Below are 15,345 nucleotides of genomic sequence, written 5' to 3' on the forward strand. Positions count from 1 at the left end.
CGGCACACATCACGACCACAGCAACGCCGCACCAGGGAGCTGTTTTCCATGAGCGCCGAGACTCCTGCCGCCGCGCCCGGCCAGTTCACCCGCCGGAGGCTGCAGTTCCGCGCCTGGCGGGGCACGCGTCCGTTCTGGGCCGGTCTGTACGTCCTGCTCAGCGGTCTTCCGATCATCTACTTCCCCTACTTCCACCTCCAGGTCGGGCATCTGACGCTGGCGATGGCGACGACGGCGGGAGCGGGATCCCTGATCATCGGCGTACTGCTCATCGTCCTGGGCATCAGCCTCTGGTTCCAGAAGCACGTACGGACGTTCGCGGGCGTCGCCGCGATCCTGCTGGCGCTGGTGTCCCTGCCCGTCTCCAACTTCGGCGGCTTCATCATGGGCTTCCTGCTCGCCCTCATCGGAGGGGCGATGGCCGTCGCCTGGTCGCCGGGCACTCCGCCGCAGCCGCAGCCGCCGGCCGAGGCGGGCCCGGACGAGGGCGGTGCCCCGCAGACCGCGCCGCTGCCCGAGCAGCGCATGGACGCGTCGGGGGAGAACGACCTGTCAGGAACGAGCCCGGCCAACGGGGCGAACGGGAGGCACAGTGCCGGCTGACGAGGTGACCCGCGCGACCGATGTGGACGGGTCGCGCGCGAGAACCGGGCCCCGACACGCGGCCCCCAGGAAGCCGCTGTTCACCAGGTTCCACATGCCGGCCGGCAAGGCGATAGCCACCGTGGCGATGCCGACGGCGGTGCTGATGGGCATGGGCTTCACGTCCTCGCTGGCCCTCGCGGCCGGCAACGGCGGCAGCCCGTCCCCGTCGACCACGGCCAAGAGCCTGACGGCCGACGAGTACAAGGACTGCGTGAAGGCGCTGGACGGGTCCAAGGACGCGTCGTCGTCGCCCTCGCCCTCCGCCTCGAAGAGCGCCGACACGGCCACGCCGTCGCCCTCGGCGAGCGCGGACGCCAAGGACTCGAAGGCCACGCAGTCCGGTGACTCGGGCAAGACCTCTTCGTCGGATTCAGGTTCCGGCGACAAGGCCACGCCCCAGCCGTCCGCGACCTCCGGCTCCTCGGGCTCCGGCTCGGACTCGGGCTCCGGTTCGTCGGGTTCGTCGTCGTCCAGCGGTGACACGGCCACGCCCGCCCCGTCCGCGTCCAAGAGCAGCGGCGGTCTGCTGGGCACCCTCGGGGACACGCTCGGCGGCATCCTCGGCGGCGGCAGTTCGGACTCCGGCAGCTCCGCCGCGAGCTCGACGCCGTCCGCGAGCCCGTCGGCGAGCGCCTCCCCGGACGCGTCGTCGTCCGGCTCCAAGGCCACCGACACCGTGAAGGACACCGTCTCCACGGCCGGCAAGACGGTCGGGGACACTGTCAAGAAGGCGACCGACACGGTCAAGAAGACCACCGACACGGTCACCAAGACGGCCCAGGACACCGTCAAGGCGGCCGAGTCGGCCACGCCGAACCCGTCGGCGAGTTCCTCCGCCTCGGCGCAGAACTGCCCGGCGGCCACCACCGACCAGAGCGGCGTCGACAACAAGGTGCCGGTGGCGGACGACCCCTGGTACCTCAGCGCCAGCTCGCTGCTGCTCAAGGGCGCCGACTACCAGGGCATCGTCGAGGTGAAGACGGCGTCAGGCACCACCAAGAAGGTGCTGAAGTACGTCATCTCCGGCGGCACGGACATCGGCGACCTGCACCAGACGGTGAACGACAAGCTCTCCGGCAAGACCTACCACGTGCAGGCGGCCCAGGGCTCGACGTCCACCATCCGGGGCGGCGCCACCACGATGTACACCCAGAGCATCTCGGGCAACCTGTTCGGTCTGATCCCGATGACGTTCACGCCCGACAGCCCGCCCCCGCTGAACCTTCCGCTGATCTACTTCACCAACGTCCACGTGGTGCAGGCGGCGCAGTTCGGCGGCAATCTGCACGTGCCCGGCATGCATGTGTACACGACCGACTGACCGGTCCTGCAAAGCCCGTTCGGGAGCCGCACACAGCTGAGGGCGCCCCCCTGGTCCAGGGGGGCGCCCTCAGCGCCGTACAAGGCCCTTGTTTGGCCCGTCAGTTGTTCTGGGAGTTCTGGGTGCCGAGGTGGTGGACGCGGAGCATGTTGGTGGTGCCCGGGACGCCGGGGGGCGAGCCGGCGGTGATGATGACCGTGTCGCCCGCGTCGAAGCGGCCGAGCCGGGCGACCTCCTGGTCCACCAGGTCGACCATCTCGTCGGTGGTGTTCACGAACGGCACGACGTGCGGCTCCACGCCCCAGCTCAGGGTGAGCTGGTTGCGGGTGCCCTCGTCCGTGGTGAAGGCGATGATCGGCTGGATCGCGCGGTAGCGGGACAGACGGCGCGCGGTGTCACCGGACTGGGTGAAGGCGACCAGGCCCCGGCCGCCGAGGAAGTCGGCGATCTCGCAGGCCGCACGGGCCACCGAACCGCCCTGGGTGCGCGGCTTCTTGCCCGGCACCAGCGGCTGCAGGCCCTTGGAGAGCAGCTCCTGCTCGGCTGCCTGGACGATCTTCGACATGGTCTTGACCGTCTCGACCGGGTAGGCGCCCACGCTGGACTCGGCCGACAGCATGACCGCGTCGGCGCCGTCCAGGATCGCGTTGGCCACGTCGGAGGCCTCGGCGCGGGTCGGACGGGAGTTGGTGATCATCGACTCCATCATCTGGGTCGCCACGATCACCGGCTTGGCGTTGCGCCGGCACAGCTCGATCAGGCGCTTCTGCACCATGGGGACCTTCTCGAGCGGGTACTCGACGGCGAGGTCACCGCGGGCGACCATCACACCGTCGAACGCCATCACGACGTCCTCCATGTTCTGCACCGCCTGCGGCTTCTCCACCTTGGCGATGACCGGGACGCGGCGGCCCTCCTCGTCCATGACGCGGTGCACGTCCTGCACGTCCTTGGCGTCCCGGACGAAGGACAGCGCGACCAGGTCGCAGCCCATGCGGAGGGCGAAGCGCAGGTCCTCGACGTCCTTCTCGCTCAGCGCGGGCACGTTGACGGCCGCGCCGGGCAGGTTGATGCCCTTGTGGTCGGAGACGACACCGCCCTCGATGACGATCGTCTTCACCCGGGGGCCCTCGACGTCCAGGACCTTCAGCTCGACGTTGCCGTCGTTGATCAGGACCTGGTCGCCGCGCGAGACGTCGCCCGGCAGCCCCTTGTACGTCGTACCGCAGATGCTCTTGTCGCCCGGAACGTCCTCGGTCGTGATGACGAACTCGTCACCGCGTTCCAGCTCGACCGGACCCTCGGCGAAGGTCTCCAGGCGGATCTTCGGGCCCTGCAGGTCGGCGAGGACGCCGATGGGCCGGCCGGTCTCCTTGGACGCGGCCCGGACGCGGTCGTACCGCGCCTGGTGCTCGGCGTGGGAGCCGTGGCTGAAGTTGAACCGGGCCACATTCATGCCCGCCTCGATCATGGCGACGAGCATCTCGTGGGAGTCGACCGCGGGGCCGAGAGTACAGACGATTTTCGAACGGCGCATGGGGCGATCCTATCGGTTTGTTTCGCTACGGAATATTCCGTCTGGCGGAAGATACAAATGAGTGCCGCACCGCTCAGGTGCTGCTATTCAGTTGTTCTTTCCGACCAGTGCGTAGGTCTGCGTCGCGATCTCCAGTTCTTCATCCGTCGGGACCACGGCCACCGCCACCCGCGCCGACTCCGGCGAGATCAGCCGGGGATCGCCCGAGCGCACGCCGTTCAGCTCCGGGTCGACGGCCAGGCCAAGGCTCTCCAGGCCCGCGATCGCCGCCTCCCGCACGGGGGCCGCGTTCTCGCCGACCCCGGCCGTGAACGCGACCGCGTCCACCTTCCCGAGCACGGCGTAATAGGCGCCGATGTACTTCTTGAGCCGGTGAATGTAAATGTCGAACGCGAGAGCGGCGGCTTCGTCGCCCTCGTCGATCCGGCGGCGGATCTCCCGCATGTCGTTGTCCCCGCACAGACCGAACAGACCGCTCCTCTTGTTGAGAAGAGTGTCGATCTCGTCCATGGACATATCCCCAACCCGGGCCAAATGGAAGATGACGGCCGGATCCACATCACCGGAGCGCGTACCCATCACCAGCCCCTCCAAAGGAGTGAGCCCCATGGAGGTGTCCACGCACCGGCCCTTCTCCACGGCGGACGCCGAGGCGCCGTTGCCCAGGTGCAGCACGATGACGTTGACCTCGGACGGGTCCTTGCCCAGCAGCCGCGCGGTCTCACGCGAGACGTAGGCGTGCGAGGTGCCGTGGAAGCCGTAGCGGCGGATGCGGTGGCGGTCGGCGATCTTCGGGTCGATCGCGTAGCGCGCCGCCGACTCCGGCATCGTCGTGTGGAACGCGGTGTCGAACACGGCGACCTGGGGCAGGTCGGGGCGCAGCGCCTGGGCGGTGCGGATGCCGGTCAGGTTGGCCGGGTTGTGCAGCGGGGCGACCGGGATCAGCCGCTCGATCTCGGCGAGCACCTCGTCGTCGATGACGGTCGGCTCGGTGAAGAACATGCCGCCGTGCACCACCCGGTGCCCGATCGCGGCAAGTTCCGGCGAGTCCAGGCCCAGCCCGTCCCGGGTCAGCTCCTCGGCGACCGCCTTGAGGGCGGCATCGTGGTCGGCGATCGGCCCGGTGTGCTCGCGGGTGGCCCCGGAGATGAGGCAGGTGTGCTTGAGCCGGGAGGTCTGCTCGCCGATGCGCTCCACCAGCCCGACGGCGAGCCGGCTCGCGTCGCGCATGTCGAGGAGCTGGTACTTCACCGACGAGGAGCCGGAGTTGAGGACGAGGACGCGGCTCGCCGCGAGGTTATCTGCCACGGTGATTCTGATGCTCTCTGTACTCAGTTGGCGGGCGTCTGGGCCTGGATCGCCGTGATGGCGACGGTGGAGACGATGTCCTGGACGAGCGCGCCCCGGGACAGATCGTTGACCGGCTTGCGCAGCCCCTGCAGGACCGGCCCGACGGCGATCGCGCCGGCCGAGCGCTGCACGGCCTTGTAGGTGTTGTTGCCGGTGTTGAGGTCGGGGAAGATCAGCACGCTGGCCTGCCCGGCGACATCGGAGTCCGGCAGCTTGGTCGCGGCGATGGACGGCTCGACGGCCGCGTCGTACTGGATCGGCCCCTCGATCTTCAGGTCGGGCCGGCGCGAGCGGGCCAGCTCGGTGGCCTCGCGCACCTTCTCGACATCGGCGCCGAAGCCGGACGTGCCCGTGGAGTACGACAGCATCGCGATCCTGGGCTCCACGCCGAACTGCGCGGCCGTGGACGCCGACTGGATGGCGATGTCCGCGAGCTGCTCGGCGTTCGGGTCCGGGTTGACCGCGCAGTCGCCGTAGACCAGCACCTTGTCGGCCAGGCACATGAAGAAGACGGACGAGACGATCGACGACTCGGGCCTGGTCTTGATGATCTCGAAGGCCGGGCGGATGGTGGCCGCCGTGGAGTGCACCGAGCCGGACACCATGCCGTCGGCGAGGCCCTCCTGGACCATCAGGGTGCCGAAGTAGTTGACGTCCGAGACGACGTCGTAGGCCAGCTCGACGGTGACGCCCTTGTGGGCCCGGAGCTGGGCGTACTTCTCGGCGAAGGAGTCGCGCAGTTCCGAGGTGGCCGGGTCGATCAGCCGGCTGTCGCCGAGGTCGATGCCGAGGTCGGCGGCCTTCTTGCGGATCTGGTCGACCGGGCCGAGCAGGGTCAGGTCGCACACGCCCCGGCGCAGCAGCACCTCGGCCGCGTGCAGCACCCGCTCCTCGGTGCCCTCGGGCAGGACGACCCGGCGCTTGTCGGCGCGGGCCTGCTCCAGCAGCTTGTGCTCGAACATCATCGGGGTGACCCGGTCGGTGCTGGGGGCGCTGACGCGCGCGGCCAGGTCGGCGGTGTCGGCGTACCGCTCGAAGAGGCCGAGCGCCCGCTCCGCCTTGCGCGGGGTGGCCGCGTTCAGCTTGCCCTCCAGGGAGAACAGCCGCTCGGCGGTGGGGAAGCTGTTGCCCGTCACGGAGAGCACCGGGGTGCCGGGGGCGAGGCGGGCGGCGAGGGTGAGGATCTCCTCGCTCGGCACCTCGTTCAGGGTCAGCAGCACGCCGGCTATCGGCGGGGTGCCGGCGCTGTGCGCGGCCAGCGAGCCCACGACCAGGTCGGCGCGGTCGCCCGGGGTCACGACCAGGCAGCCCGGGGTCAGGGCGCCGAGCAGGTTGGGCAGCATCGCGCCGCCGAAGACGAAGTCGAGGGCGTCCCGGGCGAGCCCGGAGTCGTCGCCGAGCAGCACCTTGGCGTCGAGGACATGGGCGATCTGGGCGACGGTCGGCGCGGACAGCGCGGGCTCGTCGGGGACGACGTAGCAGGGCACCGGCAGCCGGTCCGCGAGCCGCTCGGCGATCTCGTCGCGATCCTCGCGGGTCACCCGGTTGGTGACCATCGCCAGCACGTCGCAGCCCAGGCCGTCGTAGGCGCGGTAGGCGTTGCGGGTCTCGGCGAGCACCGACTCGGTGGTCTGCCCGCGGCCGCCGACCACCGGGATCACGGAGGCGCCGAACTCGTTGGCGAGGCGGGCGTTCAGGGACAGCTCGTCCGGCAGCTGGGTGTCGGCGAAGTCGGTGCCGAGGACGAGCACGACGTCGTAGTCACGCGCCACCAGGTGGAAGCGCTCGACCAGCGCGGAGACCAGCTCGTCGGTGCCCTGCTCGGCCTGCAGCGCGGACGCCTCGTGGTAGTCCATGCCGTAGACGGTCGCCGGATCCTGGGAGAGGCGGTACCGCGCCCGCAGCAGCTCGAACAGCCGGTCGGGGCCGTCGTGCACGAGCGGACGGAACACGCCCACCCGGTCGACCTGCCGGGTCAGGAGCTCCATGACCCCCAGCTCCACGACCTGGCGGCCGTCACCGCGGTCGATCCCGGTCACGTACACGCTGCGCGTCACGCGTCCACTCCGTTCCTCTGTTCGTGTGACCTGTATGTCTTGAATGTCGAATCTTCGGCATAAAAATCGCCCACCAAGGTGAGCAGAACCCTCTTGACAATACCCCTGGCCCCGGATAAGGCGCCCGTCAAGTGACTCGCTGTCCCGGTGGACGTGAAACAATCGACACTGGCTCACCGGTAACGACAGCGAGCAGGAGACACAGCACGATGCGCATCGGAGTTCTCACCGCAGGCGGCGACTGCCCCGGCCTGAACGCCGTGATCCGGTCGGTCGTGCACCGGGCGGTTGCGCAGTACGGCGACGAGGTCATCGGCTTCGAGGACGGCTACCGGGGTCTGCTCGACCGGCACTACCGCACCCTGGACCTGGACGGCGTCAGCGGCATCCTGGCCCGCGGCGGCACCATCCTCGGCTCCTCCCGCCTCGAGCGCGACCGGCTGCGCGAGGCCTGCGAAGGCGCCGCCGACATGGTCGAGGAGTTCGGCATCGACGCGCTGATCCCGATCGGCGGCGAGGGCACGCTGACCGCGGCCCGCATGCTCTCCGACGCGGGCCTCCCGGTCGTCGGCGTCCCCAAGACCATCGACAACGACATCTCCTCCACCGACCGCACCTTCGGCTTCGACACGGCCGTCGGGGTCGCCACGGAGGCGATGGACCGCCTGAAGACCACGGCCGAGTCCCACCAGCGCGTGATGGTCGTCGAGGTCATGGGCCGGCACGCGGGCTGGATCGCCCTGGAGTCCGGCATGGCCGCCGGCGCCCACGGCATCTGCCTGCCCGAGCGCCCCTTCGACCCCGCCGACCTGGTCAAGATGGTCGAGGAGCGCTTCGACCGCGGCAAGAAGTTCGCCGTCATCTGCGTCGCGGAGGGCGCACACCCCGCCGAGGGCACCATGGACTACGGCAAGGGCGAGATCGACCAGTACGGCCACGAGCGCTTCCAGGGCATCGGCACCGCGCTGGCGTACGAGCTGGAGCGGCGCCTCGGCAAGGAGGCCAAGCCGGTCATCCTCGGCCACGTCCAGCGCGGCGGCGTCCCCACCGCCTACGACCGGGTCCTCGCCACCCGCTTCGGCTGGCACGCCGTCGAGGCCGCGCACCGCGGCGAGTTCGGCCGGATGACCGCGCTGCGCGGCACCGACATCGTGATGGTGCCGCTCGCGGAGGCGGTCACCGAGCTGAAGACGGTGCCCAAGGACCGCATGGACGAGGCGGAGTCGGTTTTCTAGGCGGTCTGTTTCTCCACCGCCGTCCAGAAGTTCTCCACGATCCGGTCGAGGAAGTCCCGGCCGGACTCGCTGGCGCTTGTGCTGCCTCCTCCCCAGCTCAGGGTGGCGGCCATGTGGCCCTGGTAGTCCTCGTGCAGTTCCTGCAGTACGCCTTCGAGGACGGTCCGGTCCACGGGTGCCAGCTTCGCCACCGGCCGCACATAGGCCTGCCAGCGGGTGGTCACCGCGCTGTGCAGCAGCTCGGCGAGTTTCGCCTCGCGGCCGGTGACGGCGACGAAGTCGGGCAGGCCGAGATCCAGCACCCGGGCGAGTGCGGCCGACTGGCGCTCGTTGCCCCGCCACTGCCCGCCCTCCTCCATGTGCAGATAGGTGCGCAGGTCCATGTCCACGGCACGGGCGACGTCCTCGGGCGCGACGGCGCGGGCGATGCGGTGCTCGCGCAGAGTCTGCGGCCGGCCGAGGAGTTCGCCAGGGGAACACCACAGCACGCCGGCCAGCGCGGTGAGTTCCGGGTGGCTGGGTGCGGCGGCGCCGCGTTCCCACGCGATCACCAGATCGGGAGTGACGTACGGCAGTCCGTACGAGGCCCGCAAGCCATAGGCGACGTGCTCGGGGCCCATGCCGAGCGCGGCGCGCAGCCGGCGGGCCGCGGGGGCGTTGAAGGGGGGAGCTGAGGGTTGGCGCACCTCGCACAAGCTAGGGCCGCTGTGAAGCGAGGGCTACGGTCTGTTCGGCCAGGATCACGGATTGTCGGAACGTACAGTTCCGGCCGTTCGGTAGGTAACGGACGGAACACCCTTCCGGCTCAGCCCTTGACCGCCCGGCCCCGCGCGAAACCGCCGCCCAGTCTGCGCGCCACCAGGACGAGGAGCGGGAGCGCGGTCGTGTCGTCCTCGGCGGGTGCGAGGTGTGGGAGCAGGCGGTCCAGCTCCGCCGACCGGCCGGTGAAACCCAGGGGGCGGGGCGGCAGGGTGGTGCTCGCGCGGGGGACCGGTCCGTGGAGGGCGCCCCTACCGGTCTCCGGCCTGCTTACCGATGACCGGCGCGTAGAAAGTGCCGCCCCGGAAGTCGATGTGGTCGCCCGTGCCGCGCGCTTGGGGGCCCTCCTCGGAGTCGGAGGAACCCCCGCCCCGCGGCCGGTACTTGTGCAGCACCGCCACCGCAACGGCCGCCGCCTGCGTAGCCGCCCGTTCCTGCGAGCCACCGGCGTCGGCCACCGCCTTCGCGGCGTTCGCCTGGTCGCTGATGCCCCGGACGACCAGCGCCTGCCGGCCCTCCAGATGGGCGGCGTGGGCCGCTCCCGCGCCCTCCATCTCGAACGCGGCGGCGTCGTTGTAGTGCTCCCGGACATGCCGGGCGATCTCGGACTCGGCGTCGGCGAGGACGACGTCCGCCGTGGCGATCGGCTTGAAGTGCGCCCGTACGTCGGGTAGGTCCCGCACCGCGGCACGGGCCGCCGAGAGCAGCGCGTGGGAGCCATGCCAGGCCTCGGGGCGGATCAGCAGGCCGTCCGTTGTCTGCTTGCCGCCGTGGATGCCGTACACCTTCGTGCCGACGACGACGTCCCCGAGAGCGATGTCCTCCTTCAGGCTGCCCGCCACGCCGACGAACAGGACGGCTTCGGGGCGCAGCCAGCCGATGAGCGACGCGGTGAGCGCGGCAGTGTTCCTGGCGCCCTCGCCCAGCTCGGCGGCGGCCACCTGCCAGGGTGTGCCGGGCAGATGCCCCACCTCCACGAAGGTTCCGTTGCCGGGGTGGGGCCGGTCCTTTCGTCCCTTGATGTGGGCGCGCACGGCGGCGTACTCCAGCGCCAGTGCGGTCAGGACCAGAACAGTGGGCTTCGTCTCCGGCACACCCTTAAGGTAATGCCTGGGGAAGGGGGTGCACGTGGCTGAACGGGACGTCACGGTGGGCCAGTTGCTGCTCGCCGAGTACCAGACGATCAAGGACGAGCAGAAGACCCGGATCGGGTTCCGGGACAATCTGCTGTACGTCACTCTCACCGTGGTGGCCGCCGTGATCGCCGCCGCCGCCCAGGCCAAGCAGCCGGCGATGCTGCTGGCGCTGCCGCCGGTGTGCGTGGTGCTCGGGTGGACCTATCTCGTGAACGACCAGAAGATCTCGGCGATCGGGGCCTATGTGCGGGGCGAGTTGGGGCCCCGGCTCGCCGCGACGGCTCAGGCCGAGGGCGGCGAGGTCTTCGCGTGGGAGGTCGCGCACCGCACGGACCCGGGGCGGGTCTCCCGGAAGGTCGCGCAGTGCGTGGTGGACCTCCTCGCCTTCTGCGTCGTGCCGCTGAGCGCGCTCGTCGTGTACTGGGCGGGCGGTGATGCCTCGGCCGGGCTGGTGGTCCTGTCCATGCTGGAGGCGGTCGCGGTCGTGGGGCTGGGGGTGTGCATCGTCCAGTACGCCGTTCCGTTCGGAGTGGGGAGTACCTCCGGGTGAGCGATCACGTCGACTTCCGGGGCGGGAACTTCCGCGGGCCCGTCATCGGCGAGGCGGAGTACAGGCAGCAGGCGCCGGCCCGGGCCGACGCGCCCGAAGCCGCGCAAGCCCTCGCCCGGGCCGAGGCCCTCACCGCCCCTGAGGCACCCACCGATAAACCAACTCCGGCCTCCCCACCTGCCCGTACAACGGACTCCGGCCCGCCCGCCCCGCTTCCACCAGGTGTTCCAGATACCGCCGGGCCGTGATCCGTGAGATACCCACCGCCTCGGCCACGCCGGCCGCGGTCAGCCCCTCGGAAGCCTCCCGCAGTGCCCCCGTCACCCGCTCCAGCGTCGGCCCGCTCAAGCCCTTGGGCAGTGCGGCGGGCGACGGCGCGCGGAGGGCGGCCAGGGCCCGGTCGACCTCGTCCTGGCCGCTCGCCTCGCCCACCGCCGCACGGAACTCGGCGTATCGGACCAGGCGGTCCCGGAGTGTGGCGAAGGTGAAGGGCTTCAGGACGTACTGGACGACGCCCAGCGAGACGCCCTCCCGCACCACCGCCAGGTCCCGCGCCGACGTCACCGCTATCACATCCGCGTGATGCCCGGCCGCGCGCAGGGAGCGGGCCAGCTGCAGGCCGTGCACATCCGGCAGATGCAGGTCCAGGAGGAGCAGGTCCACGGGCGTGCGGTCGAGGAAGCGCCGCGCCTCCGCGCCCGTGTGCGCCTTGCCGACCGCGACGAATCCCGGCACCCGGCCGACGTACATCACATGCGCGTCGGCGGCCACCGGGTCGTCCTCGACGACCAGGACGCGGATGGGCTGCTGCTCGTTCGTCATCTGCTGCCACCCGTGGGGGTGCGCAGCGGCAACCGGACCTCGAACACCGCTCCGCCCTCGCCATCCTCGTCGGACTCCGCCACCGTCAACGTGCCCTCGTGGCGGGTCACCGCCTGCCGGACCAGGGCCAGCCCGAGGCCCCGTCCGCCGGGCCCGGCCGGCTTCGTCGAGAACCCCCGCTGGAATACCAGGTCGGCATGGTCCGGGTCGACCCCGGGGCCCGTGTCGGACACCCTGAGGACCACCTCGTTGTCCGAGGCGTACGCCGTCACCGTCACCCGCGCCCGGACGCTGCCCTGCGCCGCGTCCACCGCGTTGTCGATCAGGTTGCCGAGGATGGTGACCAGGTCACGGGCGGGCAGGTCGTCCGGGAGCAGGCCGTCGTCCAGGCGGCTGTCCTCCGACACCACCAGCTCCACGCCCCGCTCGTTGGCCTGTGCCGTCTTGCCGAGCAGCAGGGCGGCGAGCACCGGTTCGCCGACCGCCGAGACCACCTGGTCGGTGAGTGCCTGGGCCAGCTCCAGTTCCGCCGTGGCGAACTCCACCGCCTCCTCGGCCCGGCCCAGCTCGATCAGCGACACCACCGTGTGCAGGCGGTTGGCGGCTTCGTGCGCCTGCGAGCGCAGCGCTTGGGTGAAGCCCCGCTCCGAGTCCAACTCGCCCATCAGCGACTGGAGTTCGGTGACATCGCGCAGGGTGACGACCGTGCCGCGGCGCTCCCCGCCCGACACCGGGGAGGTGTTCACCACCAGCACCCGGGACGCCGTCAGGTGCACCTCGTCCACCCGGGGCTCGGAGGACAGCAGCGCGCCGGTCAGCGGGGCCGGCAGGCCCAGGTCGGCCACCGAGCTGCCGATCAGCTCCGTGTCCGGAGCGCCCAGGCCCAGCAGCTCCCGTCCGCCGTCGTTGATCAGCGCCACCCTGTACTGCCCGTCCAGCATCAGCAGGCCCTCGCGGACCGCGTGCAGCGCCGCCTGGTGGTAGTCGTGCATCCGGCTCAGCTCGGTGGCGTTCATGCCGTGGGTGTGACGGCGCAGGCGCGCGTTGATCACATACGTGCCGACCGCGCCGAGCAGCAGGGTGGCCCCCGCGAAGCCGAGCAGCGCCGTGACCTGCCCCTGGACCCGGGCGCTGATCGCCTCGACCTTGATGCCGGCGCTGACCAGGCCGATGACGCGGCCGTTCTCCTCGACCGGGGTCACCGCGCGCACGGAGGGGCCGAGGGTGCCGGTGTAGGTCTCGGTGAAGGTGTGGCCGTGCAGGGCGGGGTCGATACGGCCGAGGAAGCGTTTGCCGATCTGTTTCCGGTCGGGGTGGGTCCAGCGGATGCCCGCCGGGTTCATGATCGTGACGAAGTCGACGTCCGCGTCCCGCATGACCATGAGCGCGTACGGCTCCAGGTCCCTCGTGGGGTGGGAGGTGTGGATCGCCGAGCGGACCGAGGGGGCGTCCGCTATCGAGCGGGCCACCGCGGTGACCTGGCGGACCGCCGCGTCCTCGGCCTGCCGCCGGTCGCTTACGTAGGTGAACAGCGCGTACCCGGCCACGACCACCGCTATCAGCACGGCCTGCACGGCGAACAGCTGGCCGGCGAGGCTGCGAGGTCGGGGGAGGGACGGGAGGTGCATGTCAGCAGTGTGCCTCTCCGGTTAAGCGTGAACTAAATGAACGGAAGGGTGACCGCCCTCACAGGTCGGGAGATAGTCACGGCGTTCCCCAAACAACGCCCGGACGTGAGCCGCACGCCGGTTGTTCGCCGACGAAGACGTCAAGGAGGGCAGTCGTGGCCGCCATAACCCCCGATACGGCACCTGCCGCACCCCGCGTGAAGCGGGACCGGACCCACTATCTGTACATCGCCGTCATCGTGGCGGTCGCGCTCGGCATCGCCGTGGGCCTCATCTGGCCCGACGCCGCGGTCCAGCTGAAGCCGCTCGGTACCGGCTTCGTGAACCTGATCAAGATGATGATCTCGCCGATCATCTTCTGCACGATCGTGCTCGGGATCGGGTCCGTACGGAAGGCCGCCAAGGTCGGCGCCGTCGGCGGTATCGCCCTCGGCTACTTCCTCGTGATGTCCCTCGTCGCGCTCGCCATCGGGCTCGTCGTCGGCAATGTGCTGCACCCCGGTGACGGGCTGCACCTGACGAACGCGATCAGGCAGACCGGGCACGCCCAGGTGTCCCCGGACGCGCTGCCGCCGGTCGACTTCGTGCTGTCGATCATCCCGACCACGTTCGTCTCGGCCTTCACCGAGGGCCAGGTCCTGCAGACGCTGCTGGTGGCCCTGCTCGCCGGGTTCGCGCTGCAGGCCATGGGCTCGGTCGGGCAGCCGGTGCTGCGCGGCATCGAGCACATCCAGCGGCTGGTCTTCCGCATCCTGTCGATGGTCATGTGGGCCGCGCCGATCGGCGCGTTCGGCGCGATCGCGGCCGTCACCGGTTCGGCCGGACTGGACGCGCTGAAGAGCCTCGCCGTGCTGATGCTCGGGTTCTACGTCACCTGTGTGCTGTTCGTCTTCGTGGTGCTCGGCGCGATCCTCCGGGCCGTCGCGGGCCTGAACGTCTTCTCCCTCTTCAAGTACCTGGGGCGGGAGTTCCTGCTGATCCTGTCCACCTCGTCCTCCGAGTCCGCGCTGCCGCGGCTGATCGCCAAGATGGAGCACCTGGGCGTCAGCAAGCCCGTCGTCGGTATCACCGTGCCGACCGGTTACTCCTTCAACCTCGACGGCACGATGATCTACATGACCATGGCGTCGCTGTACATCGCGGACGCCCTGGGCACGCCGATGTCCGTCGGTGAGCAGATCCCGCTGCTGCTCTTCCTGCTGCTGGCCTCCAAGGGCGCGGCGGGCGTCAGCGGCGCCGGTCTCGCCACGCTGGCCGGCGGTCTGCAGTCGCACAAGCCCGCCCTGGTCGACGGGGTCGGGCTGATCGTCGGTATCGACCGGTTCATGAGCGAGGCCCGTGCGCTGACGAACTTCGCGGGCAACGCGGTCGCCACCGTGCTGGTGGGCACGTGGACGAAGGAGATCGACAAGGAGCGGGTGCGGCAGGTGCTCGCGGGTGAGCTGCCGTTCGACGAGACCACGCTGATGGACGAGGGCCAGGGCTCGGCCGCCGGGCTTCCGGAGCCTCGCGAGGGGGAGCTGGCCAAGGCCTGATCCGTGATCACCCGGAAGGAACTCCGGATGCCCGGCCCCGCCTGAACCCGGGCCGGGCATCCGGGAACCACCGCCGGGCGGCTGGGGCTCCCCCGTGCCTCAGCCGCCCGGCTTCTCTCGTTCCTCACTCACCTTGGCCACCAGCTCGGTGGCCGTCGAGGCGGGTACGCCCGCCGCGGTCAGCACCGTGACCGTGGCCGAGCGGCCCGCCTCCTGTGCTGTCAGCAGGCCGTCGTTCACCGCCTCCATCACCGCCATGATCACCTGCTCGTGCACGTACGCCAGCGCCGGCGCCGGCAGGGGTGAGCTGAACACGCCCTGATCCAGGCCCTGTTGGAGCAGTCGGACCTTGCCCTCGCGCAGCGGGGCGAGGCGTTCGCGGATGCCCTGGACGGTGACCGTGCGCTGGGCCAGGGCGATCAGCAGCCGGTAGCGGTCGGCGATCTCCCCGATGGCGAGCACCGAGCGGGCCACCGACTCCGCCGGGTCGGTCACCCCGTCACGGGCGCGGGCGTCCGCGTCCGCCAGCGCCGCCACGGCCCCGTCGACCAGGGTGCTGATCAGCGCCTCGCGGCTGGGGAAATGGCCGTACACCGTCCGTCGTACGACTCCCGCGGCGCGCGCGATCTGGTCCATGGAGGCGTCGGGATCGCGCAGCAGTTCGGCGAGGGCGACGTCGAGGATGCGGCGCCGGTTGGCGTCGGCGCGGCTGGTGTTACCCGTGGTCATGGCCGTCATTCTGCCTTCCCTCCGCCTTCCCTCTGCCCCTC

13 protein-coding genes are annotated in these 15,345 nt (G+C 70.6%); 5 read left to right on the forward strand and 8 right to left on the reverse strand.

Annotation, left to right across the window (positions count from 1 at the left end; translation table 11 throughout):
• The first annotated feature begins 48 nt into the window (after positions 1 to 48).
• Both ACWCQS_RS17045 and ACWCQS_RS17050 read left to right on the forward strand, forming a co-directional pair.
• Positions 49 to 603 (forward strand): DUF6114 domain-containing protein, encoded by a 555-nt coding sequence (locus tag ACWCQS_RS17045; RefSeq protein ID WP_451005152.1) that lies wholly within the window; start codon positions 49 to 51, stop codon positions 601 to 603.
• Entirely contained in the window at positions 593 to 1,966 is a 1,374-nt protein-coding gene (locus ACWCQS_RS17050) for a hypothetical protein (RefSeq protein WP_451005153.1), read from the forward strand. Before ACWCQS_RS17045 ends, ACWCQS_RS17050 begins: the two co-directional genes overlap by 11 nt.
• Positions 1,967 to 2,066: 100 nt before the next feature.
• Here the strand turns inward: ACWCQS_RS17050 and pyk are convergent, their stop codons facing one another.
• The 3 genes from pyk to pta all read right to left on the reverse strand — a co-directional run bounded on the left by pyk (position 2,067) and on the right by pta (position 6,910).
• The gene (gene pyk, locus ACWCQS_RS17055; RefSeq protein WP_450981307.1) at positions 2,067 to 3,503 is read right to left on the reverse strand and encodes a pyruvate kinase; all 1,437 of its coding nucleotides are present in this window, start codon (positions 3,501 to 3,503) and stop codon (positions 2,067 to 2,069) included.
• An 87-nt stretch (positions 3,504 to 3,590) separates the two neighbouring features.
• Entirely contained in the window at positions 3,591 to 4,811 is a 1,221-nt protein-coding gene (locus ACWCQS_RS17060; RefSeq protein WP_451005154.1) for an acetate kinase, read from the reverse strand.
• Positions 4,812 to 4,834: 23 nt separating this feature from the next.
• Positions 4,835 to 6,910 carry a phosphate acetyltransferase gene (gene pta, locus ACWCQS_RS17065; protein ID WP_451005155.1) on the reverse strand — a complete coding sequence of 692 codons (2,076 nt, stop codon included), beginning with the start codon at positions 6,908 to 6,910 and terminating at the stop codon, positions 4,835 to 4,837.
• 209 nt (positions 6,911 to 7,119) lie between these two features.
• Here pta and ACWCQS_RS17070 point away from each other — a divergent pair, with 209 nt between their 5' ends.
• Positions 7,120 to 8,145 carry an ATP-dependent 6-phosphofructokinase gene (locus ACWCQS_RS17070; RefSeq protein ID WP_450981310.1) on the forward strand — a complete coding sequence of 342 codons (1,026 nt, stop codon included), beginning with the start codon at positions 7,120 to 7,122 and terminating at the stop codon, positions 8,143 to 8,145.
• On the opposite strand, the gene ACWCQS_RS17075 is transcribed toward ACWCQS_RS17070, so the two are convergent.
• Positions 8,142 to 8,831: a helix-turn-helix domain-containing protein gene (locus ACWCQS_RS17075; RefSeq protein WP_451005156.1), complete on the reverse strand. Its 690-nt coding sequence runs from the start codon at positions 8,829 to 8,831 to the stop codon at positions 8,142 to 8,144. The two genes, ACWCQS_RS17070 and ACWCQS_RS17075, sit on opposite strands and share 4 nt — an antisense overlap.
• Before the next feature lie 324 nt (positions 8,832 to 9,155).
• Positions 9,156 to 9,998 (reverse strand): 5'-methylthioadenosine/S-adenosylhomocysteine nucleosidase family protein, encoded by an 843-nt coding sequence (locus ACWCQS_RS17080; protein ID WP_451005157.1) that lies wholly within the window; start codon positions 9,996 to 9,998, stop codon positions 9,156 to 9,158.
• Between the two features lie 34 nt (positions 9,999 to 10,032).
• Here ACWCQS_RS17080 and ACWCQS_RS17085 point away from each other — a divergent pair, with 34 nt between their 5' ends.
• Complete coding sequence (locus ACWCQS_RS17085) at positions 10,033 to 10,590, forward strand: hypothetical protein (protein ID WP_451005158.1); 558 nt, start codon at positions 10,033 to 10,035, stop codon at positions 10,588 to 10,590.
• Between the two features lie 129 nt (positions 10,591 to 10,719).
• On the opposite strand, the gene ACWCQS_RS17090 is transcribed toward ACWCQS_RS17085, so the two are convergent.
• Positions 10,720 to 11,412, reverse strand: a complete 693-nt coding sequence (locus ACWCQS_RS17090; RefSeq protein ID WP_451005159.1) for a response regulator — start codon at positions 11,410 to 11,412, stop codon at positions 10,720 to 10,722.
• Entirely contained in the window at positions 11,409 to 13,040 is a 1,632-nt protein-coding gene (locus ACWCQS_RS17095; protein ID WP_451005160.1) for a sensor histidine kinase, read from the reverse strand. The genes ACWCQS_RS17090 and ACWCQS_RS17095 overlap by 4 nt, the downstream gene beginning before the upstream one ends.
• Before the next feature lie 155 nt (positions 13,041 to 13,195).
• Between ACWCQS_RS17095 and ACWCQS_RS17100 the strand changes: the two genes are divergently transcribed.
• Positions 13,196 to 14,575, forward strand: coding sequence for a cation:dicarboxylate symporter family transporter (locus tag ACWCQS_RS17100; RefSeq protein ID WP_451005161.1), 1,380 nt, complete (start codon positions 13,196 to 13,198; stop codon positions 14,573 to 14,575).
• A gap of 99 nt (positions 14,576 to 14,674) precedes the next feature.
• On the opposite strand, the gene ACWCQS_RS17105 is transcribed toward ACWCQS_RS17100, so the two are convergent.
• A complete protein-coding gene (locus ACWCQS_RS17105; RefSeq protein ID WP_451005162.1) occupies positions 14,675 to 15,313 on the reverse strand; it encodes a TetR/AcrR family transcriptional regulator in 639 nt (212 codons plus the stop codon).
• Between the last annotated feature and the right edge of the window lie 32 nt (positions 15,314 to 15,345).

Source organism: Streptomyces sp. NPDC002076, assembly GCF_053593835.1.

What these genes read in the sequence shown, in the direction of transcription:
- ACWCQS_RS17045 (WP_451005152.1), top strand. Translation starts at nt 49, where the DNA reads ATGAGCGCCGAGACTCCTGCCGCCGCGCCCGGCCAGTTCACCCGCCGG.
- pyk (WP_450981307.1), bottom strand. Translation starts at nt 3,503, where the DNA reads ATGCGCCGTTCGAAAATCGTCTGTACTCTCGGCCCCGCGGTCGACTCC.
- ACWCQS_RS17070 (WP_450981310.1), top strand. Translation starts at nt 7,120, where the DNA reads ATGCGCATCGGAGTTCTCACCGCAGGCGGCGACTGCCCCGGCCTGAAC.
- ACWCQS_RS17090 (WP_451005159.1), bottom strand. Translation starts at nt 11,412, where the DNA reads ATGACGAACGAGCAGCAGCCCATCCGCGTCCTGGTCGTCGAGGACGAC.
- ACWCQS_RS17095 (WP_451005160.1), bottom strand. Translation starts at nt 13,040, where the DNA reads ATGCACCTCCCGTCCCTCCCCCGACCTCGCAGCCTCGCCGGCCAGCTG.
- ACWCQS_RS17105 (WP_451005162.1), bottom strand. Translation starts at nt 15,313, where the DNA reads ATGACGGCCATGACCACGGGTAACACCAGCCGCGCCGACGCCAACCGG.